Raw genomic sequence first — 21,310 nt, forward strand, 5'->3', positions numbered from 1 at the left:
GGCCTCACTTCTTCAGGAGCGGACATTTGGACTCGGAGACCGGACGGAAGGCGTCATCGCCCTTCACGGTCTTGACGATGTCCAGATAATCCCACGGCTCCTTGGACTGCGCGGGTGTCTTCACCTTGGCGAGATACATGTCGCGGATGACGCGGCCGTCCTCGCGCAACTTGCCGCCATGGACGAAGATATCGTCGATCGGCAGCTCGCGCATCTTCGCCATCACCTTGGCGGAATCGTCGGTGCCGGCCGCCTTGATCGCCTTGAGATAGTGCAGCACCGCGCCGTAGACGCCGGTCTGAATCATGGTCGGCATCACCTTGGTGCGCTCGTAGAACTTCTTCGACCAGGCGCGCGTGGCCTCGTCCATGGCCCAGTAGGACGCCGTGGTCATGTAGGTGCCCTGCGCGGCCTTCAGGCCGATCGCGTGCACGTCGGTGTCGAACATCAACAGGCCGACCAGCTTCTGGCCGCCCTGGACCAGGCCGAACTCGCCGGACTGCTTGATGGCGTTATCCGTGTCCTGGCCGGCATTGGCGAAGGCGACCACATCGGATTTCGAGCTCTGCGCCTGCAGCGCGAAGGAGGAGAAGTCGGCGGTGTTGGTCGGATGCTTGACGCCGCCGAGCACCTTGCCGTCCATCTCGTTGATGAAGCGCGTGGCGTCCTTCTCGAGTTGATGGCCGAAGGCATAATCGGCCGTGATGAAGTACCAGGATTTGCCGCCTTCCCGGATCACGGCGGAGGCCGTCACCTTCGACAGCGCGTAGGTGTCGTAAGTGAAGTGCACGGTGTTCGGGCTGCACAGCTCATCGGTCAGCGAGCTCGCGCCGGGACCGGAGAGCAGCGCGACCTTGCCCCGCTCGCGCACCATGTTGTGCACGGCGATGGCGATGCCGGAATTGGGGATGTCGACGACGGCGTCGACCTTGCCGTTGTCGAACCAGCCGCGGGCGATCTGAACGCCGACGTCCGTCTTCATCTGGTGGTCGGCGCTGATGATCTCGATCGGCTTGCCCAGCACGGTCGGCCCGAATTCCTCCACGGCCATCTTTGCGGCCTCGACCGAGCCCGGCCCAGAGTTGTCGCGGCCCCAGCTCGACAGGTCCGTCAGCACGCCGATCCGCACCGCGTCGTCGGACACTTGCGCGCTGGCGCCTGTGGTCATGGCAGCCGAAGTCATGGCCGCGAGCACGGCGCAGGCCAGAAGCCCTCTCATTATCGTTTCCTCTCTTTTTGGCCGCTTGGTGCGGCGGGGTCGTTGTGGAGGGAAATTAGATAATGGCGAATTAGTTTGTCAATGGCGAATAACGGCTGTCGGGCCGGTTCCACGATGGCCGGATGATGCCCCTTAAGGAGCGCTCCTGCCTCAACACCCGTCATTGCGAGCCACCGGGTCCGCGCGAAGCGCGGCCCGATGACAGGCTCCGCGAAGCAATCCAGAGTCTTTCCGCGGAGGCGGTCTGGATTGCTTCGTCGCAAGGGCTCCTCGCAATGACGGGTGGTGCGCGACCTGCGCACAAATCCCGCGCCGTAATCCTGTGGGAGGCAACACCTCCACAGATTGCAGCCGTCACAAGGCTTGGCCATGATGCCGTCCGGAATCCTTTGGGGCAGGGCATGACGACAGCAACGGGGGTCTCCGCTTCCGCGGAAAGATCGACGACGGCGCATGTGGTGTGGGCGAGTGCGCTCGGCACCGCGATCGAGTGGTACGATTTCCTGATCTACGGCACGGCGGCGGCGCTGGTCTTCAACAAGCTGTTCTTCCCGAGCTTCGATCCCTTTGTCGGCACGCTGGCGGCATTCTCGACCTATGCGGTCGGCTTCGTCGCGCGGCCGATCGGCGGTGCCATCATCGGCCATTACGGCGACCGGCTCGGCCGCAAGACCATGCTGGTTGCGACCATGATCGCGATGGGGTTCGGCACCTTCCTGATCGGCTGCCTGCCGACCTACGATCAGATCGGCGTCTGGGCCCCGATCCTGCTCGTGATCCTCCGTTTCGTTCAGGGCATCGGGCTCGGGGGCGAGTGGAGCGGCGCGGTCGTGATGGTGATCGAGCACGCCGGCAATCGCCGCGGCTTCTACGGCAGCCTGGTGCAGGTCGGCTTCCCCGTCGGCGTCGCCGCCTCCACCGGCATCTTCGCCCTGATGACGAAGCTGCCCGAGGCGGACTTCCTCAGCTGGGGCTGGCGCGTGCCGTTCCTGATCAGCATTCTGCTGGTCGGCGTCGGCTTCATCGTGCGGCTCAAGCTCGCCGAGACGCCTCACTTCAAGGAGATCGTCGAGCGCAAGGAGGTGCTGGCGCAGCCGGCCCTCGAAGTGCTGCGCCGCGACTGGCGCAGCTTTCTGCTCGCGATCGGCATCACGGTATCGGAGGTCGGGCTCGCTTATCTCCTCACCGTGTTCACGGTGGTTTACGCGACGACCAGGCTCGGCCTGCCCCGGCAGGTGATCCTGGATGCCGTGGTCTATGCCGCGATCGTCGAGTTCGCGACGCTGCCGCTGGCCGGCTGGCTGTCCGACATCTTCGGACGCAAGGCGCTGTATCTGGCCGGCGGCGTCTTCTCGGTGGCCCTGGCGTTTCCGCTGTTCTGGTTCCTCGACACCAGGGAGCCGGCGCTGATCACGCTTGCGCTCGTCGTCACGATGACGCTCACCCATGCGCTGCTGTTCGGGCCGAAGGCCGCGTTCATGCCGGAGCTGTTCCGCACCCAGGTGCGCTACAGCGGCGCCTCGCTCGGCGCCAACGTCGCGGCGGCGCTCAGCGGCGGCTTCTCGCCGCTGATCGCGGCGGCGCTGCTGGCCTGGGCCGGATCGTACTGGGCGGTGTCGGTCTACATCGTCGCGCTGTCGGTCATCACGATCGTCGCGACGCTGCTGGCGCCGGAGACGGCGCGGGGAGCGCTAAGATCCTGAGCGTCGGGACAAGCAAGCCGGATTTGCAGCGTTCCGAAACACCAGGAAGGTGATGGTCGTTGGCGCAAGTCTGACCGTTCCCGGCGGTGCTGCGCGTGCCTCGAGCCGGGGCAGCTGGCCCTCAGGGGTCAGCGCGAGCCTCTTGCCGTTCAACTGCACAATCGTACCCTGCAACTGCGCTGCGTGCAGCGTGTACCGCTCGGCGGAATCCGGCAGCGATAGCGTGCGCGATGTGCCGCGCGACGTGTTGATTGCGAGCAGCGACACCGCGCCTGTCGTGGCTGGGTGGCAATGCGCGTAAAGATGGAGATCGCGCGCAGCAGGTTTGCCTGCGTCGAGCACGATCGTTCCCATCAGCCGGCGCCAGAGCAGCGCGGCCCAATAGCTCGGCCGCGGCCGGAACGTTGTTTCGTCGAGCAGGCCGTAATCGCTGGCAGCCAGCGTGTTGTGCATCACCACTTGGACGCCGGCCCTCGCCAGGCGTCCGAGCTGGTCGAGGTAGCGGAACGTGTCCAGAAAAGTCCGGTCCCATAAGCCGCCGCCGCAGACGGCATCAGCCGTCTCGGTCAGCCAGATCGACTTGCCCGGCTCGAATGCGTCGCGCAGCGCCTGGTAGGTCCGGAGTGTCGTATCCGTGCGGCCCAGCCATTGCTCCGAGAGGGCCTGCGCCGGATCGTCGTGCCCGCCGCATCGCGGTGAGATCGTGTTGTAATGGTGATAAGAGAACCGATCGACGCCGGGACCGGATGCGGCAAGCAGGTCCCGCGTGGTGAGCCCCGCTCCGGACGGCGATGGTGCATCGCCGACCGAGCCGGGACCGAGGATCAGCGTCTCCGGTGCGGCGCGCCGCATCCACTCGCGAAAGACCTTGAAGTCGCGGCCATACGCGGCCGCGTCATAGCCCGCCGGTGCACCGCCCGTCGCTGCGAGCGTCGGCTCGTTCATGAATTCGGCGGCGGCGATGCGCCCACCCAGAGCGCGCGTGGTGTCGACCAGCTGCTGCGCCTGATCCGGCTTCCATATGCCGTGGTCATCGCGGCTGCCGGGACTGATCGCAAAGGAGGTGACGATCTCCGCATCGACCGCATGCGCGAACTCCACGACGCCGCGCCACTGCGCTCGGCTGAGCACCGTGTTGAATCCCGGCGGTGGCTCTCCCGGCGCCTCGGCAAAGAACGTCGCATTGGCCCAGGTGCCGCTCACGCGCAAATAGGCCGGCGACAACGCCGCGGCGAGCAGGCGCAGTCGCGCATTGGCAAGATCGATCGGCGGCCGCGCGCTGTAACGATCCCGTTCGTCGAACGCACGTGCGGTTCGCGGATAAGGCTTCCAGAACCGTCCGCCGGTCACCTCCACCATCTCGATGTTGTAGGATTGAAAGCGCGCATCGATCGTTCCGAGCGTCTTTAGCCCGGCAGGCGAGATGGCAATGTCGTCGGCCTGCGCCGCAAAGGTGGTTGCGGCGGCCAGCAGGGCAATCGCGCCGGCCGTGCGCCCGGCCGGACGCGGTCGGGTCCCTGGTCTGCGGTGTGCTGCCGCCTGGTTCGTCATGCGCGTTGCCCCGGGGCCAGACGCGCGGAGGCAACCTGGCCTTACCCTCGACCCGCCCATTTTACCCCTTTTTTACCTTGCCGTTGCCGCCGAGTGCGTCCGGGCTCGGCGGACCATCGATGGGGTCGAAAAAAAATCCGTTGGCCCCTCTTGAAACCGGTTTGCGGTTTTCTAAGTCGTTTTTCGCCGCGAGAGCGGTGTGTCGGATGCCAACCGGGTCCGGCACGGGCGCCGGGTTGGTCTTTCGGACCCGTCTGAAATCCCGCCTTGCGCTCCTTCGTATCCATCTTGCTCTTTGGAGGACTTGGTTATGAGGACCAGCTTTGACTTTGCGCCGCTGTGGCGCTCCACCATCGGCTTCGACCACCTGGCCGACCTCGTCGACAGCACGCTGCGCCAGGCGACCGAGGACAATTATCCCCCCTACAACATCGAGCGTTCCGGCGAAGACCATTACCGGATCAGCCTTGCCGTGGCAGGCTTCGGCGCCAACGACATCACCGTGACGGCCGAACAGAACGCGCTCACCATCGAGGGCAAGAAGCCCGAGACGGCTGCGCGCGAATACCTCTACCAGGGCATCGCCGCGCGTCCGTTCCGGCGCGTGTTCAACCTCGCCGACTATGTCCAGGTGAAGCAGGCCTCGTTCCAGGACGGGCTCCTGATCATCGACCTCGTCCGCGAGGTTCCGGAAGCCATGAAGCCGCGCCGCATTCCGATCGCGGGCGGCGCTCCTGCGGCAACGCAGATCGAGCAGAAGAAAGCAGCCTGAGCGCTCGATCGAACAGGTAGCGGAACGCGGCGCGCGCGTGCGCGGGCCGCGCTTTCCGATGCATGAAGGAGGGTACCATGGCTTTTCGTGATCTCATTCCCTGGTCGAAGAACCAGGAGCTTGCGCCGGCGCGCGACAATTTCGATCCGTTCCTGACGCTTCACCGCGAGATGAACCGTCTGTTCGACGATGTCTTCCGCGGCTTCGGGGCGACCAGCCTGTCGCCGCTGATGGAGGGCCGTTTCGGCTGGCCGAAGGTCGAGCTCAGCGAGACCGACAAGACGCTGACCGTCTCGGCCGAGCTTCCCGGCCTGACGGAGAAGGACGTTCAGGTCGAGATCGCCAATGGCGTGCTGACCGTCCGCGGCGAGAAGAAGGCGGAGCGCAACGGCGAAGGCAGGTTCTTCACCGAGTGCTATTACGGCGCCTTCGAACGGCAGATTCCGCTGGAGGGTGTCGAGGAGGACAAGGCAGAGGCGTCGTTTAGGAATGGCGTCCTGACCGTGTCGCTGCCGAAATCGGAGAAGGCACGCGAAGGCGTCAAGCGCATCGCGATCAATACGCACTAACGTCAGGTGAGACGGCGGCGATGTGGCGCCGCCGTCTCATCGTCAACAAGCCGTCCCCCTGGAAAGGAGCATGTGGGAGACCCATCGATGACCAACGTGAATACCAATTCCGGCACTCTCAATCCGCTGTTTCATCCCGCCGCCCACTACGACTCGCCTGCCGACGTCCTGAATGCCGAGGAGCTCTCGTCGCCCGAGAAGCGCGTCATCCTGTCGTCCTGGGCATCGGACATGTATGCGGTCGAATCCTGTCCCGCCTTGCGCGAGATTCCCGGCATGAGCCACACGGTCCGGCTCGCCGACATTCTGGCCGCCTTGCGCAAGCTCGACGGCGACAATGACAATGATGATCCGCCGCGGGGCGGCGGCGTGCCGATGCGGCTGCGGCGGCCATGGGCCGCCGCAGAAGGGCAGGCGGCATGATAGTCACGCCCACCGTCCTCGCTCTCGTGCTGCTCGGTCAGGCCGCGGCAGCCTGGACTGTCCCGCTTCTGGCCCTGCAAGGCTGGATCGTCGCGTCAGGCGACGAAGGCTGAAGCCACGAAGGTTTCGAAACTCCCCACAACACAAGCGGCAGGGTGACGATGATGAATGCTGTGCGTCTGCTGTTCCTGGCCTTGCTGATGCTGACGCTCACGGCGTCGCAGCCTGCCGCCGGCCAGATCCCGGATGTGAAGACCGGCGGCCCGGTGCCGACCCTGGCGCCGCTGGTGCGCCAGGTGACGCCCGCCGTGGTCAATATCTCCGTGCACGGCCGCGTGCGCGAGGACAATCCGCTCTATCGCGATCCGCTGTTTCGCGAGTTCTTCGACGTTCCCCGGCAGATCGAGAAGGAGGTCAATGCGACCGGCTCCGGGGTCATCGTCGACGCCCAGCGCGGCTATGTGCTGACCAACAATCACGTGGTCGAGGGCACATCCGCCGTTCAGATCACGACCAAGGACGGCCGGCAGTTCTCCGCCAAGGTGATCGGCCGTGATCCGCCCACGGATGTCGCGGTGCTCCAGGTTCAGAACCCGGTCGGGCTCAAGGCGCTTGCCTTCGGCGACAGCGACGGGCTCGATGTCGGCGATTTCGTCCTCGCGATCGGCAATCCCTTCGGCCTCGGCCAGACCGTGACCTCGGGGCTCGTCAGCGCGCTGGGCCGCACCGGCCTCGGCAAGCAGGGCTATGAGGATTTCATCCAGACCGACGCGGCGATCAATCCCGGCAATTCCGGCGGCGCGCTGGTCAGCCTGCGTGGCGAGCTCGTCGGCATCAACTCGGCGATCATCTCGCCCGCGGGCGGCAACGTCGGCATCGGCTTTGCCATTCCGGTCAACATGGCGCGCAAGGTGATGGAGCAGATCATCGTGAGCGGCCGGGTCGAGCGCGGCCGCATCGGCATTTCGCTGAAGGACCTGCATCCGTCGGTCAACAAGGGATTGAATCAGGGCGCCGTCATCGCCGAGATCGCGGCGGATTCGCCCGCAGAGAAGGCCGGCCTGCGCAAGGGCGATGTCGTGACCGGCGCCGACGACCGCCCGATCCGCACTGCCGCCCAGCTCCGCAACACGATCGGCCTGGCGCGGATCGGCGAGGACGTGAAGCTCACGCTGCTACGCAACGGTGCGCCGTTCACCGCCACGGTGAGAGTGGCGCCCGCAGCCGGCACGAGCAGCGCACTCGCAGGCCCCAATCGCCTCGTCCGCTGAAACGAATGCGCAGGGACGAACCGCGGAAGCGGTTCGTCCCTGCGACGGCAGGGCTATGGCATATGACTTGTGATGGCGGTCGTTGCGCACGCCTCGTCCTTCGAGACGGCGCTTACGCGCCTCCTCAGGATGAGGCTCATCAGCGTCAGTGCCTCTTGAAACTGCAGCCACACACTCCGTCCTCATCCTGAGGAGCCCGCCTCAAGCGAGCGTCTCGAAGGATGGCCGCAGGGGAGAGCTCTCAAATGCGATAGCCCTCCCTGCGACGGTGCCGGGGAGGCGTGATCTCCCAGCTCAGGCCGCGCGGTGATCCCATTCGCCTTGCAGGTCCCGGATCAGCCGCCGCTCGCGTTCGATGCGCTGGCGATAAAGCTGGCGCTCATGCTCGCTCTTGGCGCTGGCAAGAAGCAGCTCGTAATGGCCGATGACCTTCTCGCTGCCGCGGATGAGCAGGTCGCGTTGGCTGTTCATTGCGCCATCCCCAACGCGTTCGCCGGCGCTTCGGCGGCGCGGAAGCCGACGGGAAAGGTGGTGGCGGTCAGGCCATCGAGCGCCGATCGCTCTTCGGCAAGTCGCCTCTCGATGAATTGGCGCTCGAGCTGCGACAGCCTGGTCTTCAGCAGGCGCCGGTAGCGGTGGATGTTGTTGCGGTGCGCACGAATGCGGGCCAAATTCTCATCGAGCATCGTCGTCTCTCCAGACGGTCGCGTTAGATCCTTTGGTTTGCGAGGATGAGAAGATCTCTTCTCGGCAAAAAAATATTCAGCGGGTGAGCGGTGTCAAGATGTTGGCGCGCCTGTCCTTGTCGCTGGCTCCTGGAGATCGATGGTCGGCCAATCGAGCTGTCCGGACGCCCGGGTTCCGGGCGCGATTGCCTTTTGTTGGCCGGCAAGCGAACCTCGTGTGGCCATATTTGAGCAGGAGTGATCTGTCGCGAGGGAGGCGCTCCGATGAACAAGGCACTGATCACTGCTGTCGCAATGCTGGCCTGCGTGCCCGCGGGCGCGCTCGCGCAGGAGCGCGCAGGCGACGCGGCGCTCGGCGCGGTCTCGGGTGCGGTCGTGCTTGGGCCGGTGGGTGCGGTCGCCGGCGCCTTGATCGGCTACACGGCCGGACCTTCGATCGCCCGGTCCTGGGGCCTGAGAGGCTCGCAGTCGGCCAGGCACCGGCAGCCGCCGCCGCGTCGCGCCGCCGCGACCGGTAGCCCGTCGCGCACGCGCGAGGCAATGGCCGCCAACGGCCAGATGAGAGCTGCCGGCAATCCGGCCCCGCCGGTCCAGGCTCCGCCGGTTCAAGCCGCGCCTGCCGCGCCGGCGCATTCCTCGGCACCGCCCGTTCAGGGGTTCGACTGAGGCCGGCAGCCGGCCCGGCTTGCGTCCCGCTCTAGGACTGGCCGAGAACCTTCATCGCCGCGCGAAGGTGCGGCTTGTCGATCATCTGACCGTCGAGCCGCAGCGTGCCGGAATTGGGATTGCTCGCGAACGCCGCGATCACCTTCTCCGCCCAGGCGCGCTCGGCCTCCGTCGGCGCGAAGGCCGCGTTGACGATGTCGACATGCTTGGGGTGGATCAGCGCCTTGGCCGAAAAACCGTCGCGCCGCGCGGCACGCGTCTCCTGCTCGAGGCCGGCGAGATTGTCGATGTCGGTGTAAACAGTGTCGATCGGCGCGACCTCGGCGGCTGCCGCCGCGATCAGGCAGAGATCCCGCGCCAGGCGATAGGGGCTGTGGAACACGCCGCCGCTCGCCTTCTCGGTAGCGCCGAGCGAGGCGGAGAGATCTTCCGCGCCCCACATCAGTCCGGCGAGGCGAGGGGAGCAGCCCTTGTAGCTGCCGAGGCCGAAGATCGAGCCGGCGGTCTCCGTCGCGACGCAGACGATGCGGGTCGCGCCGATCGCGATGCCGGACGCCGCTTCCAAAGCCTCGAGCCAGGTCGCGACCTGTCGCACGTCGTCGCCGCCTTGCGATTTCGGCAGCACGATGCCGTCAGGCCTGCCCGGCATCACCGCGGCAAGATCGGCCAGCGTCATGCCGGTGTCGAGCGCGTTGACGCGGACATAGAGCTGATGCGGGCCGGGGCGGCTCTTCAGCATCGAGAGCGTGAGCTCACGCGCCTCCGCCTTCTTCTCGGTGACGACGGAATCCTCGAGATCGATGATCAGCGCGTCGGCCTTGCCTTCGCTCGCCTTCTCGAATTTGCGCGGGGAATCGCCCGGCACGAACAGCATCGAACGCATCAGACCGGCCTCTTGTGCATCATCGCCATGCGGCGGCATTTGCCGACAATCTCGTCGTTCTGGTTCAGGGCATGGTGCTCGAACTCGACGATGCCGGCCTTGGGCCGCGATCTGGATTCGCGCACAGAGAGCACCTTTGTCGTGGCCCGCAACGTGTCGCCATGGAAGACCGGCTTCGGAAAGGTGACGTCGGTCATGCCGAGATTGGCGACGGTAGTCCCTAAGGTCGTATCATAGACCGTCATGCCGATCATGATGCCGAGGGTGTATAGGCTGTTGAAAATGCGCTGGCCGAACTCGGTCTTCTCGGCGAAATGCGCGTCGATGTGCAGCGGCTGCGGGTTGAGCGTCAGCAGGCTGAACATGGTGTTGTCCATCTCCGTGACGGTCCGGGTCAGCGGATGCCTGAACTCCTGGCCCACGGAAAAGTCCTCGAAATAAAGTCCGGCCATCGCGGTTTCCTCCCTGCGAAATAACGGCGCGCGCGTCACGTCGCGCCGCATGACCCCATGCATGGTAGACACACTTCGCGGGCAAATTCACGTATCTGCCTGCAGTTTTTCGAGCTAAAGAACGCTTGGCGAAGGGAGATCAAGACCATGGATTTCGCGCTCACCGATCAGCAGGAAGCCATTCGCGACGCCATCGCCAAGATCTGCGAAGGCTTTCCCGACGCCTATTGGCTGAAGAAGGACCACGACGGCGGCTTCCCGCACGACTTCCACAAGGCGCTGGCGGACGCCGGCTGGCTCGGCATCTGCGTGCCGGAAGAGTATGGCGGCTCCGGGCTCGGCATCACGGAAGCTGCGATCATGATGCGCACCATTGCCGAGTCGGGCGCCGGCATGTCCGGTGCCTCGGCGGTGCACATCAACGTGTTCGGGCTCAACCCCGTCGTCGTGTTCGGCACCGAGGAGCAGCGCAGGCGCATGCTGCCGCCGATGGTCGAGGGCCGCGAGAAGGCGTGCTTCGCCGTCACCGAGCCCAACACCGGCCTCAACACCACCCAGCTCAAGACCCGCGCGGTCGCCAAGAACGACCGCTACATCGTCAATGGTCAGAAGGTGTGGATCTCGACGGCGCAGGTCGCGCACAAGATTTTGCTGCTGGCGCGCACCACGCCCCTGGAAGAGGTGCGCTCGCCCACCCACGGGCTCAGCCTGTTCTACACCGATTTCGACCGCAACAGGATCAAGGTCCACGAGATCGAAAAGATGGGCCGCAAGATCGTCGATTCCAACGAGCTGTTCTTCGAGGACTTCGAGATCCCGATGGAGGATCGCATCGGCGAGGAGGGCAAAGGCTTCGAGTACATCCTCGAAGGCATGAATCCGGAGCGCATTCTCATCGCGGCCGAGGCTGTCGGTTTGGGAAAACTCGCGCTGTCGCGCGCGACCGAATACGCCAAGACGCGCGTGGTGTTCAACCGGCCGATCGGCAAGAACCAGGGCATCCAGCATCCGCTTGCGGTGAACTGGGTCGAGCTCGAGGCGGCCTGGCTGATGGTGATGTCGGCGGCCTGGCAATACGACAAGGGCATGCCCTGCGGCGCGGCGGCCAATGCTGCAAAGTATCTGGCGGGAGAAGCGGGCTTCTCGGCCTGCGAGCAGGCGGTGATGACCCATGGCGGCTTCGGCTATGCCAAGGAATTCCATGTCGAACGTTATTTGCGTGAAGTGCTGATCCCGCGCATCGCGCCGGTCAGCCCGCAGCTCGCGCTCAGCTTTATCGCGGAAAAGGTGCTGGGGCTCGCCAAATCGTACTGAACAAGTCGTGCTGAACGGGTCTATTCGGCGGCGATCCGCTCCATCGCCATGGCGCGAAGCCGGGCGCGCTGGATCTTCACGCCGTTGGCGCTGTCGGTGACCGGGAAGGCGTCCACGACATAGATCCGCGCCGGCACCTTGTAACCGGCGAGCCGCTCGCGCAGACGCGCGATCAGCGTCTCCTGCATGGGCGGCTCACTTGTCGGGATCACGAAGGCGACGCAGCGCGCCTGGCCCTTGAGATCGACGGCGACAACCTGGGCGTCGGCGACACCGGCGCAGGATTTGAGCTCGTCCTCGATCTCACCGGGCGCGACCAGGAAGCCACCGAGGCGCATCGCATCGCCGGCGCGAGTCTCGTAGACGAACGACCCGTCGCCGCGCAGCCGGCCGATGTCGCCGGTGCGGAAGAACCCATCGGCGGTGATCGCCTCGCGTGTTGCCTCCGGATTGTTGAAATAGCCGAGGAAGCGCGAGGGTGCGCTGATCTCGATCTCGCCGGAGATGCCGCTGGCCGCAAGTTCTCCGGTCTCGACATCGCGCACGCGGACTTTCGCCTCCGGCGACATCGGCCAGCCGCCGCCCTCGATCCGATCGGCAAAGGCATCACTGAGGCGGCCGATCGAGAACAGCGCCTGCACCTCGCTCGACCCGTAGAGCCCGAACAGCTTCAGGCCGCGCGCTTCGGCTTCCGCGGCCAGCTCGCGCCAGCCGGGCTGGAATGCAGCGAAGCCGCAGACTTCGAGATGCGGAAACGGGCGCGGCGCATCGGTCAGAGCGAGGATACGGCGGAACATCTCGTCCGAACCGAAGGAATGCGTGATCGGTTGCGTGCTGAGGATCTGCAGCGCCGGCGCTGCCTCGAAGGCATCGAGCACATGAATGGTCGCGCCGGCGGCGAGGAAGCCGAGCAGGCTCGTCATGCCAAACGTGCCGCAGAACGGCAGCATCGCCAGCAGCGAATGACGGTGGTGATCGAGCTGGAGTGCGTGAGCGACGGAGGCGGCGTGCCTCGCCAGCGTCCGCTGCGAATGCGCGACCAGCTTCGGCCCCTTGGTCGTGCCCGACGTGGTGTAGAGCAGCACGGGCAGGTCGACATCATCCTGGATCGGCGGAGGGGGCGGGTAAGACGTCTCGAACGCATCGAACCGCACGCAGGGCCAGCGTGATGGGATCGCATCCGCGCCGACCACGGCAAGCCGTTGCAGCGCGGGCACTTCGGCCTCGGCGACATCGGCGAGGATGGCGGCAAAGTCGATCGCGCGGAATGCCGCCTCGACCACCATGAGCTTCGCGCCTGATAGCTTGAGCAGGTGCGCGACCTCCGCGCTGCGATAGCGCGTATTGACGGCGGCGGCGACGGCACCGAGCCGTGCGGCGGCGAACAGCAGTGCCAGCCATTCGACCCGGTTGACCAGCCAGACCGCGACGACGTCGCCCTTGCCGATGCCTTGCGCGGCTAGCCAGGCGGCGCTCTGCTCGATCTTCGCCGAGAATTCCGCGCGAGAGACGGCTGTGCCGTCGAATACCAGGGCAGGGTCGGCGGCGGTCTTGATCCGGAGCAGCGATTGCAGCGAAAAATCGTTGGCACTCATGGCCATCGGACTAACCCGGTCGTGCAAACCTGTCTACTTGGTGCCGAACATCCGGTCGCCGGCGTCGCCCAGGCCTGGCACGATATAGCCGTGGTCGTTGAGCCGCTCGTCGATCGCGGCGGTCCAGATCGGCACGTCGGGATGCTCGCTCTGGAACTTGGCGATGCCCTCGGGCGCGGCCAGGAGGCAGACGAAGCGGATGTCGCGGGCGCCGCGAGCCTTGAGCAGGGACGCGCCGGCGCAGGCGGAATTGCCGGTCGCCAGCATCGGATCCATCAGGATCACGGTGCGGTCGGACAGGTCCTGCGGCGCCTTGAAGTAATATTCCACGGCCTGCAACGTCTCGGGGTCGCGGTAGAGCCCGATATGGGCGATGCGCGCCGACGGCATCAGGGCGAGCATGCCGTCGAGAAAGCCGACGCCGGCGCGCAGGATCGGCGCCAGCGTGAGCTTCTTGCCGGCGATCTTGGGTGCCTGCATCGGCGCGATCGGCGTCTCGATGTCCACCAGCTCCAGCGGCAGGTCGCGCGTCACCTCGTAGGCCAGCAGCATCCCGATCTCGTTCAGGATCTCGCGAAAGCTCTTGGTCGAGCGGTCCTTCTCCCGCATCAGGGAGAGCTTGTGCTGGACCAGGGGGTGGGCGACGACGTTGACATTGCCTGTGCTCATGAAAGCGCTCTACACGGTTCCGTGAAACTGCGCCAGATCGGCCAGGTAGTTTTAGGCAACGCCTTTGCCGCGGGATAGCCGGCCTCAACCGGGCAGCGCGACTGCGCTGCGCGCGCGGTTGCTTGCCTCATAGGCAGCCATGGTCAGCTCGCGGTCGATCGCCGCGCGCATGGCGTCCATGGCTCCCTGGCGCAGGCGCCGCTTTGCGGTGGCATGCGACGGCATGTGGATGGCGCGCAGGCCGGTGATGATCGTCTCGATCGTGGCGTCGACCATCTCAGGTGCAACCACGCGATCGAGAAAGCCGGCCGTCTGCGCCGCCTCGGGCTCGTACATCTCGCCAAGCGTGACGGTACGGCTGAGCCAGGCCGGATGCAGCCGGCTGCGCGCGAGCTCGATGGCAAAGCTGGGAGGCGCGATGCCGATCGCCACCTCGTTCAGCCCCATGCGGTGCGGTCCGCGCGCGCCCAGCCTGACGTCGCAGGCGAGCAGCAGGAACGTTCCCATCGGGTAAGCATGGCCCTCCATCACGCCGATGGTCGGATGCGGAAACGACATCAGCCGCAGCGCAAGCTCGGCGCCGGCCCGGACCATCTCCAGGCTCTTGGCAGCATCGCCCGAGGCGAACACTTTCAGATCGAAGCCCGCGGAAAAGATGCCTGGCCGGCCCGAGCGCAGCACCACGATCTCCGCCTCCGTCTCGGCGCGGTCGAAGGCGGCGCCGATCTCGCCCAGCATCGCGGCCGACATCACGTTGACCTTGCCGTCGTCGAGCCCGATCCGCGCCACGCCGTCGTTCAGTTCATAGGTCACTCTCTCAGGCATCTGCCTCTCTCCGTCATTGTCATGCCTTGACTGTCGGAGGCTGATGTAGACCAATCAATATAATTTCCGAGCGGAGGAGAGTGCCATGCCGGCCGTGCCGAAGCACCGTCAGCCCATCATCAATGCCGCGGTGACGCTATTCCGCCGCCAGGGATTTGCCCGCACCGGCCTCAACGACATCGTCGACGTCAGCGGCGCGCCGAAGGGGTCGCTCTATCATTACTTTCCGGACGGAAAATCCTCGATCGCGGTGGCGGCGGTGGAGGAGGCGGGCCGCCGCGTCGCGGCGACGGTCGCCGAGCTCGCGGCAGAGTGCGGCTCGACCGGCGAGCTCTTGCGCGCCCACGCCAGACTGCTGGCAGGCTGGATGCAGGGCTCCGGCTTCCGCAATGGCTGCCCGATCACGACCGTGCTGCTCGAGCTGGCGCCGCGCGAGCGCGCCGTGTCGGAGGCCGGTCGCAAGGCCTATGCGGCACGGCTATCGATCCTGCGTGACAAGCTCGTCGCCGACGGGTTTGCCAGGCCGCGGGCGGAGGCGCTGGCGGTGCTCTGCACGTCGGCGCTCCAGGGCGCGCTGATCCAGGCCCGCGTCGAGCGCAGCGGCCGGCCGATCGAGGTCACCGCGTCGGAGCTGGCGCGACTGATCGAGGCGGAGGTGAGGAGCTAGCCGCTGAGGCCGCGAAAGATCATCACGTCCGCAATGCCGGTCAGGCCTGGAGATGCCAGATATGGATTGCGGTCCTCAGCGCGATCAGCGCGGTGAGCACGCTGCCCATCGACAGCATGGCCAACCCATGCAGGGCGATACGCTCGAGTCGAGCTTTGCGCAGCTTCGATATGGGCAACTGCTGTTCAGCCCTCAGACGGGGTCGCTCAAAGCCGAGAATCGGCGTCGGCATTTCTCGTGTCCTTTCAGATGCGTCTAGCGGGAATTGTGGCAGGCGACCGGCTCGTAAAGCGGATCCAGCATAGGGCGCACCGACGGAACGCTCGGCCGCGACACTTCGATGGCCAGCGTTCGGACTTCGACGAAGGCCGACAACAGAGAGAGCGCGAGGTCGGCATGGCGCGCATCGACCGCGGAATCCAGCCAGTCCGGCAGCTCGCGCTCGCGCGACAGCGCGCAATGCCACTCGCCGTCATCGTAGGCGATGCGGCGGACCTGCCACATCGGCAGCTCGAGCTCCAGCAGCGCCAGCGCCGCATCGGCCCAGGCTTCCGCATCGATCAGGCGCACGACGCGGGCTGCGCGTTCGCTCCGGCCCAGCGACGGCAAGCGTCGGCAGGCGCGACCGATGATGTCGAGCATCAGCGGCCGCGTCATTGAATGGGCCTTGCGCAGCTGCTCGGCGAGCGAGGGGAGATCGAGCGGGTGGAGAGCGGTCATATCAGGCCTCCTGGAATTGGCGTCGGTCAGTCGGCCGGCCTCGCCAAGATGGCCTGGAGGGCATTTGAAAACGAGAGAGGGTTCGGGTGAGAGATATAAGGATTCCATAAGCGGCCTCCTCAGGATGAGGCTCATCGGCGTCAGTGCCCGCTGAAACTATGGCCGCGCACTCCGCCCTCATCCTGAGGAGCCCGCCCAAGCGGGCGTCTCGAAGGATGGCTGCGGGGAAAGCTCTCAGGCGCGAGCCCTGCGCCGGGACGGGCCGGCCTTTATGAGATTCCTATAACGTCGCCATAGGTCTCATCTCGAAAACCTATGGGCGCGGTGGCACTTCAGCGCGGTGAAGTTCCCGCCCGTGCCGCGCTCGATCGCAGCAAGCGGCCCGCCGGGATCCAGAGACGGGCTATGCCGGACATCGTCTCTCCTAAGGAGTATCGCCATGATGGACCTTTTGATGCTGGCGCTGGGCTTCTTCTTCTTTGCCCTCGCGATCGGCTACACCTATGCCTGCGAACGGCTGTGAGGGAGCGGGCCATGATCTTCGATTATGCGCTCGCCGGCGCCGTCTCGTTCGGCCTCCTGATCTATCTCACCTATGCACTGCTGCGGCCCGAGCGGTTCTGAGCCGTGTTGCTGCTCGCAAAATTGCTGCTGGCCGACGCTGCGCTCGTCGCGGGCCTGCTCGCGCTGCTCCTGCCGCTTTTGCGCCGGACCAAAAGCCTGAAGGGTTGATGCCATGACTGTGATCGGTTGGTTCCAGATCATTCTTTATTGCGCGATCGTGGTCGCGCTGACCAAGCCGCTCGGCTGGTACATGACGCGCGTGTTCAACGGCGAGCGCACCTTCCTGTCGCCCGTCCTGCGGCCGATCGAGGCCGGCATCTATTGGATCTCCGGCATCGACGAGAAGCGCGAGCAGCACTGGCTGACCTACACGGTCGCGATGCTGCTGTTTCATGTCGGTGGCTTCCTCATCATCTACGGCCTGATGCGGCTGCAGGCCGTGCTGCCGTTCAATCCAGCCGGCCAATCCGCGGTCGCCGAGGATCTGTCCTTCAACACCGCGATCTCCTTCATCACCAATACCAACTGGCAGAACTACGGCGGCGAGAGCACGCTGTCCTATCTGACCCAGATGGTCGGCCTGACGCACCAGAATTTCCTGTCGGCGGCCACCGGCATCGTGCTCGCCGTTGCCCTGATCCGCGGCTTTGCCCGCGCGTCCATGCGCACAATCGGCAACTTCTGGGTCGATGTGACCCGCTGCACGCTTTATATCCTGCTGCCGATCTGCGTCGTGTTCACTCTGTTCCTGGTCTGGCAGGGCATCCCGCAAACGCTTGGCGACTACGTCGAAGCGACCACGCTCGAGGGCGCCAAGCAGACCATCGCGGTCGGCCCGGTCGCCTCGCAGGTCGCGATCAAGATGCTCGGGACCAATGGCGGCGGCTTCTTCAATGCCAATGCCGCTCACCCCTTCGAGAACCCGACCGCGCTGTCGAACTTCGTGCAGATGCTGTCGATCTTCGTGCTCGGCGCGGCGCTCACCAACGTGTTCGGCCGCATGGTCGGCAACCAGCGCCAGGGCTGGGCGATCCTCGCGGTGATGGGCGTGCTGTTCGTCGCAGGCGTCGCCGTTTGCTATTGGGCTGAAGCCAGCGGCACCACGACCCTGCATGCGCTCGGCCTGACCGGCGGCAACATGGAGGGCAAGGAAGTCCGCTTCGGCATCGTTGCGTCCTCGCTGTTTGCGGTGATCACCACCGCCGCGTCCTGCGGTGCCGTGAACGCCATGCACGACAGCTTCACCGCGCTCGGCGGCATGATCCCGCTGATCAACATGGAGCTAGGGGAGATCATCGTCGGCGGCGTCGGCGCCGGCCTATACGGCATGCTGCTGTTCGTCGTTCTCGCGATCTTCGTCGCAGGCCTGATGGTCGGCCGTACGCCGGAATATGTCGGCAAGAAGATCGAGGCCCGCGAGGTCAAGATGGCGATGCTCGCGATCCTGATCCTGCCGCTGATGATCCTGGGCTGGTCGGCCGTCGCGGTCGTGCTTCCCACCGGCGTTGCCTCGATGGCGAATGCGGGCCCGCACGGCTTCTCGGAAGTGCTCTACGCCTATACGTCGCAGACCGCCAACAACGGCTCCGCCTTCGCCGGCCTGACCGGCAACACCCCGTTCTACAACCTGACGGGCGCATCCGCGATGTTCGTCGGCCGCTTCTTCATGATCGTGCCGGCGATGGCGATCGCAGGCTCGCTCGCGGCCAAGAAGTCGATCCCGCCGTCGATGGGCACTTTCCCGACCACCGGAGGCCTGTTCGTCGGCCTCGTCGTCGGCGTCATCCTGATCATGGGCGGCCTGACCTTCTTCCCGGCGCTCGCACTCGGCCCCATCGTCGAGCATCTCGCAATGAACGCCGGCAACGTCTTCTGATCTCGCTTTTCGGAGTGACCTCCATGGAACCTGTCCACAAATCCAACAAGCGCATGCCGGTCTCGGCGATGCTGGATCCGAAGATCGTGATGCCAGCGATCGGCGCTGCCTTCACCAAGCTCGATCCGCGCGCCATGATCAAGAACCCTGTGATGTTCGTGGTCGAGATCGTGGCCGCGCTCACGACCGTGATCTTCCTGCGCGACCTCGTCACCGGCGGGGAGAATCTCGGCTTCACCTTCCAGATCATCCTCTGGCTGTGGTTCACCGTGCTGTTCGCCAATCTCGCCGAAGCCGTGGCCGAGGGCCGTGGCAAGGCGCAGGCCGAGACACTGCGCAAGACCCGCACCGAGAGCCAGGCCAAGCTCCTGAGCGGCGCGGGCCGGGACTACAAGCTCGTGTCAGGCACGAGCCTGAAGGTCGGCGATCTCGTGTTGGTCGAGGCCGGCGACACCATCCCCTCGGACGGCGAGGTGGTCGAGGGCGTCGCCTCCGTCAACGAGGCCGCCATCACCGGCGAGTCCGCGCCCGTGATCCGCGAATCCGGCGGCGACCGTTCGGCGGTGACGGGCGGCACGCAGGTGCTGTCGGACTGGATCCGGATGCGCATCACCGCCGCGCAGGGATCGACCTTCATCGACCGCATGATCAAGCTGGTCGAGGGCGCCGAGCGGCAGAAGACGCCGAACGAGATCGCGCTCAACATCCTGCTCGCCGGCCTCACCATCATCTTCGTGTTCGCCACCGTGACGATCCCGAGCTACGCCGCCTATGCCGGCGGCTCGATCTCGGTGGTCGTGCTGGTGGCCCTGTTCGTGACGCTGATCCCGACCACGATCGGTGCGCTGTTGTCGGCGATCGGCATCGCCGGCATGGACCGCCTGGTGCGCTTCAATGTGCTGGCGATGTCGGGCCGCGCGGTCGAGGCCGCCGGCGACGTCGACACGCTGCTGCTCGACAAGACCGGCACCATCACCCTCGGCAATCGGCAGGCGACCGCCTTCCGTCCCGTGCGCGGCGTCGCCGAGCAGGACCTGGCGGATGCCGCCCAGCTCGCCTCGCTGGCGGACGAGACGCCGGAAGGCCGCTCCATTGTCGTGCTGGCCAAGGAGAAGTACGGCATCCGCGGCCGCGATATGGCCGAGCTTGGCGCGACCTTCGTTCCGTTCACGGCGCAGACCCGCATGAGCGGCGTCGACGCCGGCGGCTCGTCGGTTCGAAAGGGCGCGGTCGATGCCATCCTCAACTATATCGGCGGCGGGGCGCCGACCAGGATCGCCTCCGGCAATACGGCACGGGGGATGCAGCCTGCGGCACTGTCCGAGGCGGGCCGCGAGATCAGCGCCATTGCCGACGAGGTCGCCAAATCGGGCGGCACGCCGCTGGCTGTCGCCAGGGACGGCAGGCTGCTCGGCATCGTCCAGCTCAAGGACATCGTCAAGGGCGGCATCCGCGAGCGTTTTGCCGAGCTGCGCCGCATGGGCATCCGCACCATCATGATCACCGGCGATAACCCGATGACGGCGGCCGCCATCGCCGCGGAAGCCGGCGTCGACGATTTCCTGGCGCAGGCAACGCCCGAGGACAAGCTCAAGCTGATCCGTGACGAGCAGGCCAAGGGCAAGCTGGTGGCGATGTGCGGCGACGGCACCAACGACGCGCCGGCGCTCGCCCAGGCCGACGTCGGCGTCGCCATGAACACCGGCACGCAAGCCGCCCGCGAGGCCGGCAACATGGTCGATCTCGACTCCAACCCGACCAAGCTGATCGAGGTGGTCGAGATCGGCAAGCAGCTCTTGATGACGCGCGGTGCGCTGACGACGTTCTCGATCGCCAACGACGTCGCCAAATATTTTGCGATCATCCCGGCGATGTTCCTGGCGTTCTACCCTCAGCTCAACGTACTCAACGTCATGAACCTGTCGAGCCCGCAGAGCGCCATCCTGTCGGCGATCATCTTCAACGCGCTCGTCATCATCGCGCTGATCCCGCTCGCGCTGAAGGGCGTCGCCTATCGCGCCGTCGGTGCCGGCGCACTGCTCCGCCGCAACCTCCTGATCTACGGGCTCGGCGGCATCGTCATTCCCTTCATCGGCATCAAAGCGATCGATCTCGCGGTGACCGCCTTGCATTTGGCTTGAATTCGTCATTGCGAGCGAAGCGAAGCAATCCAGAAATATCTCAGCAGTTGATAGCCTGGATTGCTTCGTCGCTTCGCTCCTCGCAATGACGGGAGAAATTGGAGAACGCACATGCTCAGAGAAATCCGCCCCGCCATCGTCCTCTTGCTGGCGCTCACCGCCATCACGGGCCTTGCCTATCCGCTCGCCATGACCGGCATTGCCGGCGCGCTGTTTCCCGTGCAGGCGCAAGGCAGCCTGATCGAGAAAGACGGCAAGGTGATTGGCTCCGCCCTGATCGGGCAGGAGTTCAAGGACGACAAGTACTTCCACGGCCGCCGCTCGGCGACGCTGGCGCCGGACCCGAACGATTCGACCAAGACGGTGCCCGCGCCCTACAACGCCGCCAATTCGGGCGGCTCCAATCTCGGTCCGACCAGCAGGGCGCTGGCCGACCGGCTGAAGGAAGATGTGGACAAGCTCAGGCGCGAGAATCCGAACGCCTCGGTGCCGGTCGACCTGGTGACGACGTCGGCCAGCGGCCTCGACCCGAACATCTCGCCGGAAGCGGCGCAATTCCAGGTGCCGCGCGTGGCGAAGGCGCGCAATCTGCCCGAGGATCAGGTCAAGCAGCTCGTGTCCGCCAGCACCGAAGGCCGCCTGCTCGGCCTGCTCGGCGAACCCAGGGTTAACGTTCTGGCATTGAATCTCGCGCTCGATCGCATGGCCGCGAAGTAGCCGTCTAGGCTCGCAGTGGACGGGTGA

At 65.7% G+C, this 21,310-nt stretch carries 24 protein-coding genes; 13 read left to right on the forward strand and 11 right to left on the reverse strand.

The features are described from left to right. Window positions 1-4: 4 nt before the first annotated feature. Window positions 5-1,219, reverse strand: coding sequence for an ABC transporter substrate-binding protein (locus tag N2605_RS07335; RefSeq protein WP_260346207.1), 1,215 nt, complete (start codon window positions 1,217-1,219; stop codon window positions 5-7). A 401-nt stretch (window positions 1,220-1,620) separates the two neighbouring features. On the opposite strand from N2605_RS07335, the gene N2605_RS07340 reads away from it, so the two are divergent. After that, the gene (locus tag N2605_RS07340; RefSeq protein ID WP_260346208.1) at window positions 1,621-2,922 is read left to right on the forward strand and encodes an MFS transporter; all 1,302 of its coding nucleotides are present in this window, start codon (window positions 1,621-1,623) and stop codon (window positions 2,920-2,922) included. Here the strand turns inward: N2605_RS07340 and N2605_RS07345 are convergent. Further along, entirely contained in the window at window positions 2,911-4,473 is a 1,563-nt protein-coding gene (locus N2605_RS07345) for a glycosyl hydrolase family 79 N-terminal domain-containing protein (protein ID WP_260346209.1), read from the reverse strand. The genes N2605_RS07340 and N2605_RS07345 overlap by 12 nt on opposite strands. 310 nt (window positions 4,474-4,783) lie before the next feature. Here N2605_RS07345 and N2605_RS07350 point away from each other — a divergent pair, with 310 nt between their 5' ends. From N2605_RS07350 to N2605_RS07365, 4 genes are all read left to right on the forward strand, one after another. After that, window positions 4,784-5,245, forward strand: a complete 462-nt coding sequence (locus N2605_RS07350; protein WP_036007176.1) for an Hsp20 family protein — start codon at window positions 4,784-4,786, stop codon at window positions 5,243-5,245. A 77-nt stretch (window positions 5,246-5,322) separates the two neighbouring features. After that, window positions 5,323-5,814: an Hsp20/alpha crystallin family protein gene (locus N2605_RS07355; RefSeq protein ID WP_036007189.1), complete on the forward strand. Its 492-nt coding sequence runs from the start codon at window positions 5,323-5,325 to the stop codon at window positions 5,812-5,814. 87 nt (window positions 5,815-5,901) lie between these two features. Next, on the forward strand, window positions 5,902-6,237 hold the full coding sequence (locus N2605_RS07360) for a hypothetical protein (RefSeq protein WP_124162497.1): 336 nt from the start codon (window positions 5,902-5,904) through the stop codon (window positions 6,235-6,237). Window positions 6,238-6,398: 161 nt separating this feature from the next. Further along, window positions 6,399-7,508, forward strand: coding sequence for a trypsin-like peptidase domain-containing protein (locus N2605_RS07365; protein ID WP_425248837.1), 1,110 nt, complete (start codon window positions 6,399-6,401; stop codon window positions 7,506-7,508). Between the two features lie 294 nt (window positions 7,509-7,802). Here N2605_RS07365 and N2605_RS07370 read toward each other — a convergent pair whose 3' ends face one another. Beyond that, the gene (locus tag N2605_RS07370; RefSeq protein WP_225112092.1) at window positions 7,803-7,979 is read right to left on the reverse strand and encodes a hypothetical protein; all 177 of its coding nucleotides are present in this window, start codon (window positions 7,977-7,979) and stop codon (window positions 7,803-7,805) included. Continuing rightward, window positions 7,976-8,194 carry a hypothetical protein gene (locus tag N2605_RS07375; RefSeq protein ID WP_225123961.1) on the reverse strand — a complete coding sequence of 73 codons (219 nt, stop codon included), beginning with the start codon at window positions 8,192-8,194 and terminating at the stop codon, window positions 7,976-7,978. The genes N2605_RS07370 and N2605_RS07375 overlap by 4 nt, the downstream gene beginning before the upstream one ends. A 264-nt stretch (window positions 8,195-8,458) precedes the next feature. Here N2605_RS07375 and N2605_RS07380 point away from each other — a divergent pair, with 264 nt between their 5' ends. Next, complete coding sequence (locus N2605_RS07380) at window positions 8,459-8,860, forward strand: hypothetical protein (protein WP_192893299.1); 402 nt, start codon at window positions 8,459-8,461, stop codon at window positions 8,858-8,860. Window positions 8,861-8,891: 31 nt separating this feature from the next. Here the strand turns inward: N2605_RS07380 and N2605_RS07385 are convergent, their stop codons facing one another. Next, entirely contained in the window at window positions 8,892-9,743 is an 852-nt protein-coding gene (locus N2605_RS07385; protein WP_260346210.1) for an HpcH/HpaI aldolase/citrate lyase family protein, read from the reverse strand. Further along, a complete protein-coding gene (locus tag N2605_RS07390) occupies window positions 9,743-10,246 on the reverse strand; it encodes a MaoC family dehydratase (RefSeq protein ID WP_341850358.1) in 504 nt (167 codons plus the stop codon). The genes N2605_RS07385 and N2605_RS07390 overlap by 1 nt, the downstream gene beginning before the upstream one ends. A 96-nt stretch (window positions 10,247-10,342) precedes the next feature. Here N2605_RS07390 and N2605_RS07395 point away from each other — a divergent pair, with 96 nt between their 5' ends. Beyond that, the gene (locus N2605_RS07395) at window positions 10,343-11,509 is read left to right on the forward strand and encodes an acyl-CoA dehydrogenase family protein (RefSeq protein WP_060735112.1); all 1,167 of its coding nucleotides are present in this window, start codon (window positions 10,343-10,345) and stop codon (window positions 11,507-11,509) included. A gap of 20 nt (window positions 11,510-11,529) precedes the next feature. Here the strand turns inward: N2605_RS07395 and N2605_RS07400 are convergent, their stop codons facing one another. The 3 genes from N2605_RS07400 to N2605_RS07410 form a co-directional block, all read right to left on the reverse strand. Further along, window positions 11,530-13,104, reverse strand: a complete 1,575-nt coding sequence (locus N2605_RS07400; RefSeq protein ID WP_260347424.1) for an AMP-binding protein — start codon at window positions 13,102-13,104, stop codon at window positions 11,530-11,532. Window positions 13,105-13,137: 33 nt separating this feature from the next. Continuing rightward, a complete protein-coding gene (upp, locus tag N2605_RS07405) occupies window positions 13,138-13,773 on the reverse strand; it encodes a uracil phosphoribosyltransferase (RefSeq protein ID WP_036007202.1) in 636 nt (211 codons plus the stop codon). An 84-nt stretch (window positions 13,774-13,857) separates the two neighbouring features. Then, entirely contained in the window at window positions 13,858-14,598 is a 741-nt protein-coding gene (locus tag N2605_RS07410) for a crotonase/enoyl-CoA hydratase family protein (RefSeq protein WP_260346211.1), read from the reverse strand. A gap of 85 nt (window positions 14,599-14,683) precedes the next feature. On the opposite strand from N2605_RS07410, the gene N2605_RS07415 reads away from it, so the two are divergent. Then, entirely contained in the window at window positions 14,684-15,265 is a 582-nt protein-coding gene (locus tag N2605_RS07415; RefSeq protein WP_036007209.1) for a TetR/AcrR family transcriptional regulator, read from the forward strand. 40 nt (window positions 15,266-15,305) lie between these two features. Here the strand turns inward: N2605_RS07415 and N2605_RS07420 are convergent, their stop codons facing one another. Next, on the reverse strand, window positions 15,306-15,497 hold the full coding sequence (locus N2605_RS07420; RefSeq protein ID WP_036007210.1) for a hypothetical protein: 192 nt from the start codon (window positions 15,495-15,497) through the stop codon (window positions 15,306-15,308). A 23-nt stretch (window positions 15,498-15,520) separates the two neighbouring features. Then, window positions 15,521-15,985, reverse strand: coding sequence for a hypothetical protein (locus tag N2605_RS07425; protein ID WP_225126115.1), 465 nt, complete (start codon window positions 15,983-15,985; stop codon window positions 15,521-15,523). Window positions 15,986-16,340: 355 nt separating this feature from the next. Between N2605_RS07425 and N2605_RS07430 the strand changes: the two genes are divergently transcribed. The 5 genes from N2605_RS07430 (at window position 16,341) to N2605_RS07450 (ending at window position 21,283) form a co-directional block, all read left to right on the forward strand. Further along, window positions 16,341-16,508: a hypothetical protein gene (locus tag N2605_RS07430; RefSeq protein ID WP_225112097.1), complete on the forward strand. Its 168-nt coding sequence runs from the start codon at window positions 16,341-16,343 to the stop codon at window positions 16,506-16,508. Between the two features lie 11 nt (window positions 16,509-16,519). Further along, window positions 16,520-16,609 carry a K(+)-transporting ATPase subunit F gene (locus tag N2605_RS07435; RefSeq protein ID WP_035698142.1) on the forward strand — a complete coding sequence of 30 codons (90 nt, stop codon included), beginning with the start codon at window positions 16,520-16,522 and terminating at the stop codon, window positions 16,607-16,609. A 112-nt stretch (window positions 16,610-16,721) separates the two neighbouring features. Further along, a complete protein-coding gene (gene kdpA, locus N2605_RS07440) occupies window positions 16,722-18,425 on the forward strand; it encodes a potassium-transporting ATPase subunit KdpA (protein WP_225112098.1) in 1,704 nt (567 codons plus the stop codon). Between the two features lie 23 nt (window positions 18,426-18,448). Further along, a complete protein-coding gene (gene kdpB, locus N2605_RS07445; protein ID WP_260346212.1) occupies window positions 18,449-20,566 on the forward strand; it encodes a potassium-transporting ATPase subunit KdpB in 2,118 nt (705 codons plus the stop codon). 111 nt (window positions 20,567-20,677) lie between these two features. Then, window positions 20,678-21,283: a K(+)-transporting ATPase subunit C gene (locus tag N2605_RS07450; RefSeq protein WP_109144773.1), complete on the forward strand. Its 606-nt coding sequence runs from the start codon at window positions 20,678-20,680 to the stop codon at window positions 21,281-21,283. Window positions 21,284-21,310: the final 27 nt, after the last annotated feature.

Source organism: Bradyrhizobium yuanmingense (assembly GCF_025200905.1).
Lineage (GTDB): Bacteria > Pseudomonadota > Alphaproteobacteria > Rhizobiales > Xanthobacteraceae > Bradyrhizobium > Bradyrhizobium yuanmingense.

Bases quoted from the DNA above. Each gene is read 5' to 3' on its own strand.
- N2605_RS07335 (WP_260346207.1), bottom strand. From the start codon at position 1,219: ATGAGAGGGCTTCTGGCCTGCGCCGTGCTCGCGGCCATGACTTCGGCT.
- N2605_RS07340 (WP_260346208.1), top strand. From the start codon at position 1,621: ATGACGACAGCAACGGGGGTCTCCGCTTCCGCGGAAAGATCGACGACG.
- N2605_RS07345 (WP_260346209.1), bottom strand. From the start codon at position 4,473: ATGACGAACCAGGCGGCAGCACACCGCAGACCAGGGACCCGACCGCGT.
- N2605_RS07350 (WP_036007176.1), top strand. From the start codon at position 4,784: ATGAGGACCAGCTTTGACTTTGCGCCGCTGTGGCGCTCCACCATCGGC.
- N2605_RS07355 (WP_036007189.1), top strand. From the start codon at position 5,323: ATGGCTTTTCGTGATCTCATTCCCTGGTCGAAGAACCAGGAGCTTGCG.
- N2605_RS07360 (WP_124162497.1), top strand. From the start codon at position 5,902: ATGACCAACGTGAATACCAATTCCGGCACTCTCAATCCGCTGTTTCAT.
- N2605_RS07365 (WP_425248837.1), top strand. From the start codon at position 6,399: ATGATGAATGCTGTGCGTCTGCTGTTCCTGGCCTTGCTGATGCTGACG.
- N2605_RS07370 (WP_225112092.1), bottom strand. From the start codon at position 7,979: ATGAACAGCCAACGCGACCTGCTCATCCGCGGCAGCGAGAAGGTCATC.
- N2605_RS07375 (WP_225123961.1), bottom strand. From the start codon at position 8,194: ATGCTCGATGAGAATTTGGCCCGCATTCGTGCGCACCGCAACAACATC.
- N2605_RS07380 (WP_192893299.1), top strand. From the start codon at position 8,459: ATGAACAAGGCACTGATCACTGCTGTCGCAATGCTGGCCTGCGTGCCC.
- N2605_RS07385 (WP_260346210.1), bottom strand. From the start codon at position 9,743: ATGCGTTCGATGCTGTTCGTGCCGGGCGATTCCCCGCGCAAATTCGAG.
- N2605_RS07390 (WP_341850358.1), bottom strand. From the start codon at position 10,246: ATGCGGCGCGACGTGACGCGCGCGCCGTTATTTCGCAGGGAGGAAACC.
- N2605_RS07395 (WP_060735112.1), top strand. From the start codon at position 10,343: ATGGATTTCGCGCTCACCGATCAGCAGGAAGCCATTCGCGACGCCATC.
- N2605_RS07400 (WP_260347424.1), bottom strand. From the start codon at position 13,104: ATGAGTGCCAACGATTTTTCGCTGCAATCGCTGCTCCGGATCAAGACC.
- upp (WP_036007202.1), bottom strand. From the start codon at position 13,773: ATGAGCACAGGCAATGTCAACGTCGTCGCCCACCCCCTGGTCCAGCAC.
- N2605_RS07410 (WP_260346211.1), bottom strand. From the start codon at position 14,598: ATGCCTGAGAGAGTGACCTATGAACTGAACGACGGCGTGGCGCGGATC.
- N2605_RS07415 (WP_036007209.1), top strand. From the start codon at position 14,684: ATGCCGGCCGTGCCGAAGCACCGTCAGCCCATCATCAATGCCGCGGTG.
- N2605_RS07420 (WP_036007210.1), bottom strand. From the start codon at position 15,497: ATGCCGACGCCGATTCTCGGCTTTGAGCGACCCCGTCTGAGGGCTGAA.
- N2605_RS07425 (WP_225126115.1), bottom strand. From the start codon at position 15,985: ATGACCGCTCTCCACCCGCTCGATCTCCCCTCGCTCGCCGAGCAGCTG.
- N2605_RS07435 (WP_035698142.1), top strand. From the start codon at position 16,520: ATGATCTTCGATTATGCGCTCGCCGGCGCCGTCTCGTTCGGCCTCCTG.
- kdpA (WP_225112098.1), top strand. From the start codon at position 16,722: ATGACTGTGATCGGTTGGTTCCAGATCATTCTTTATTGCGCGATCGTG.
- kdpB (WP_260346212.1), top strand. From the start codon at position 18,449: ATGGAACCTGTCCACAAATCCAACAAGCGCATGCCGGTCTCGGCGATG.
- N2605_RS07450 (WP_109144773.1), top strand. From the start codon at position 20,678: ATGCTCAGAGAAATCCGCCCCGCCATCGTCCTCTTGCTGGCGCTCACC.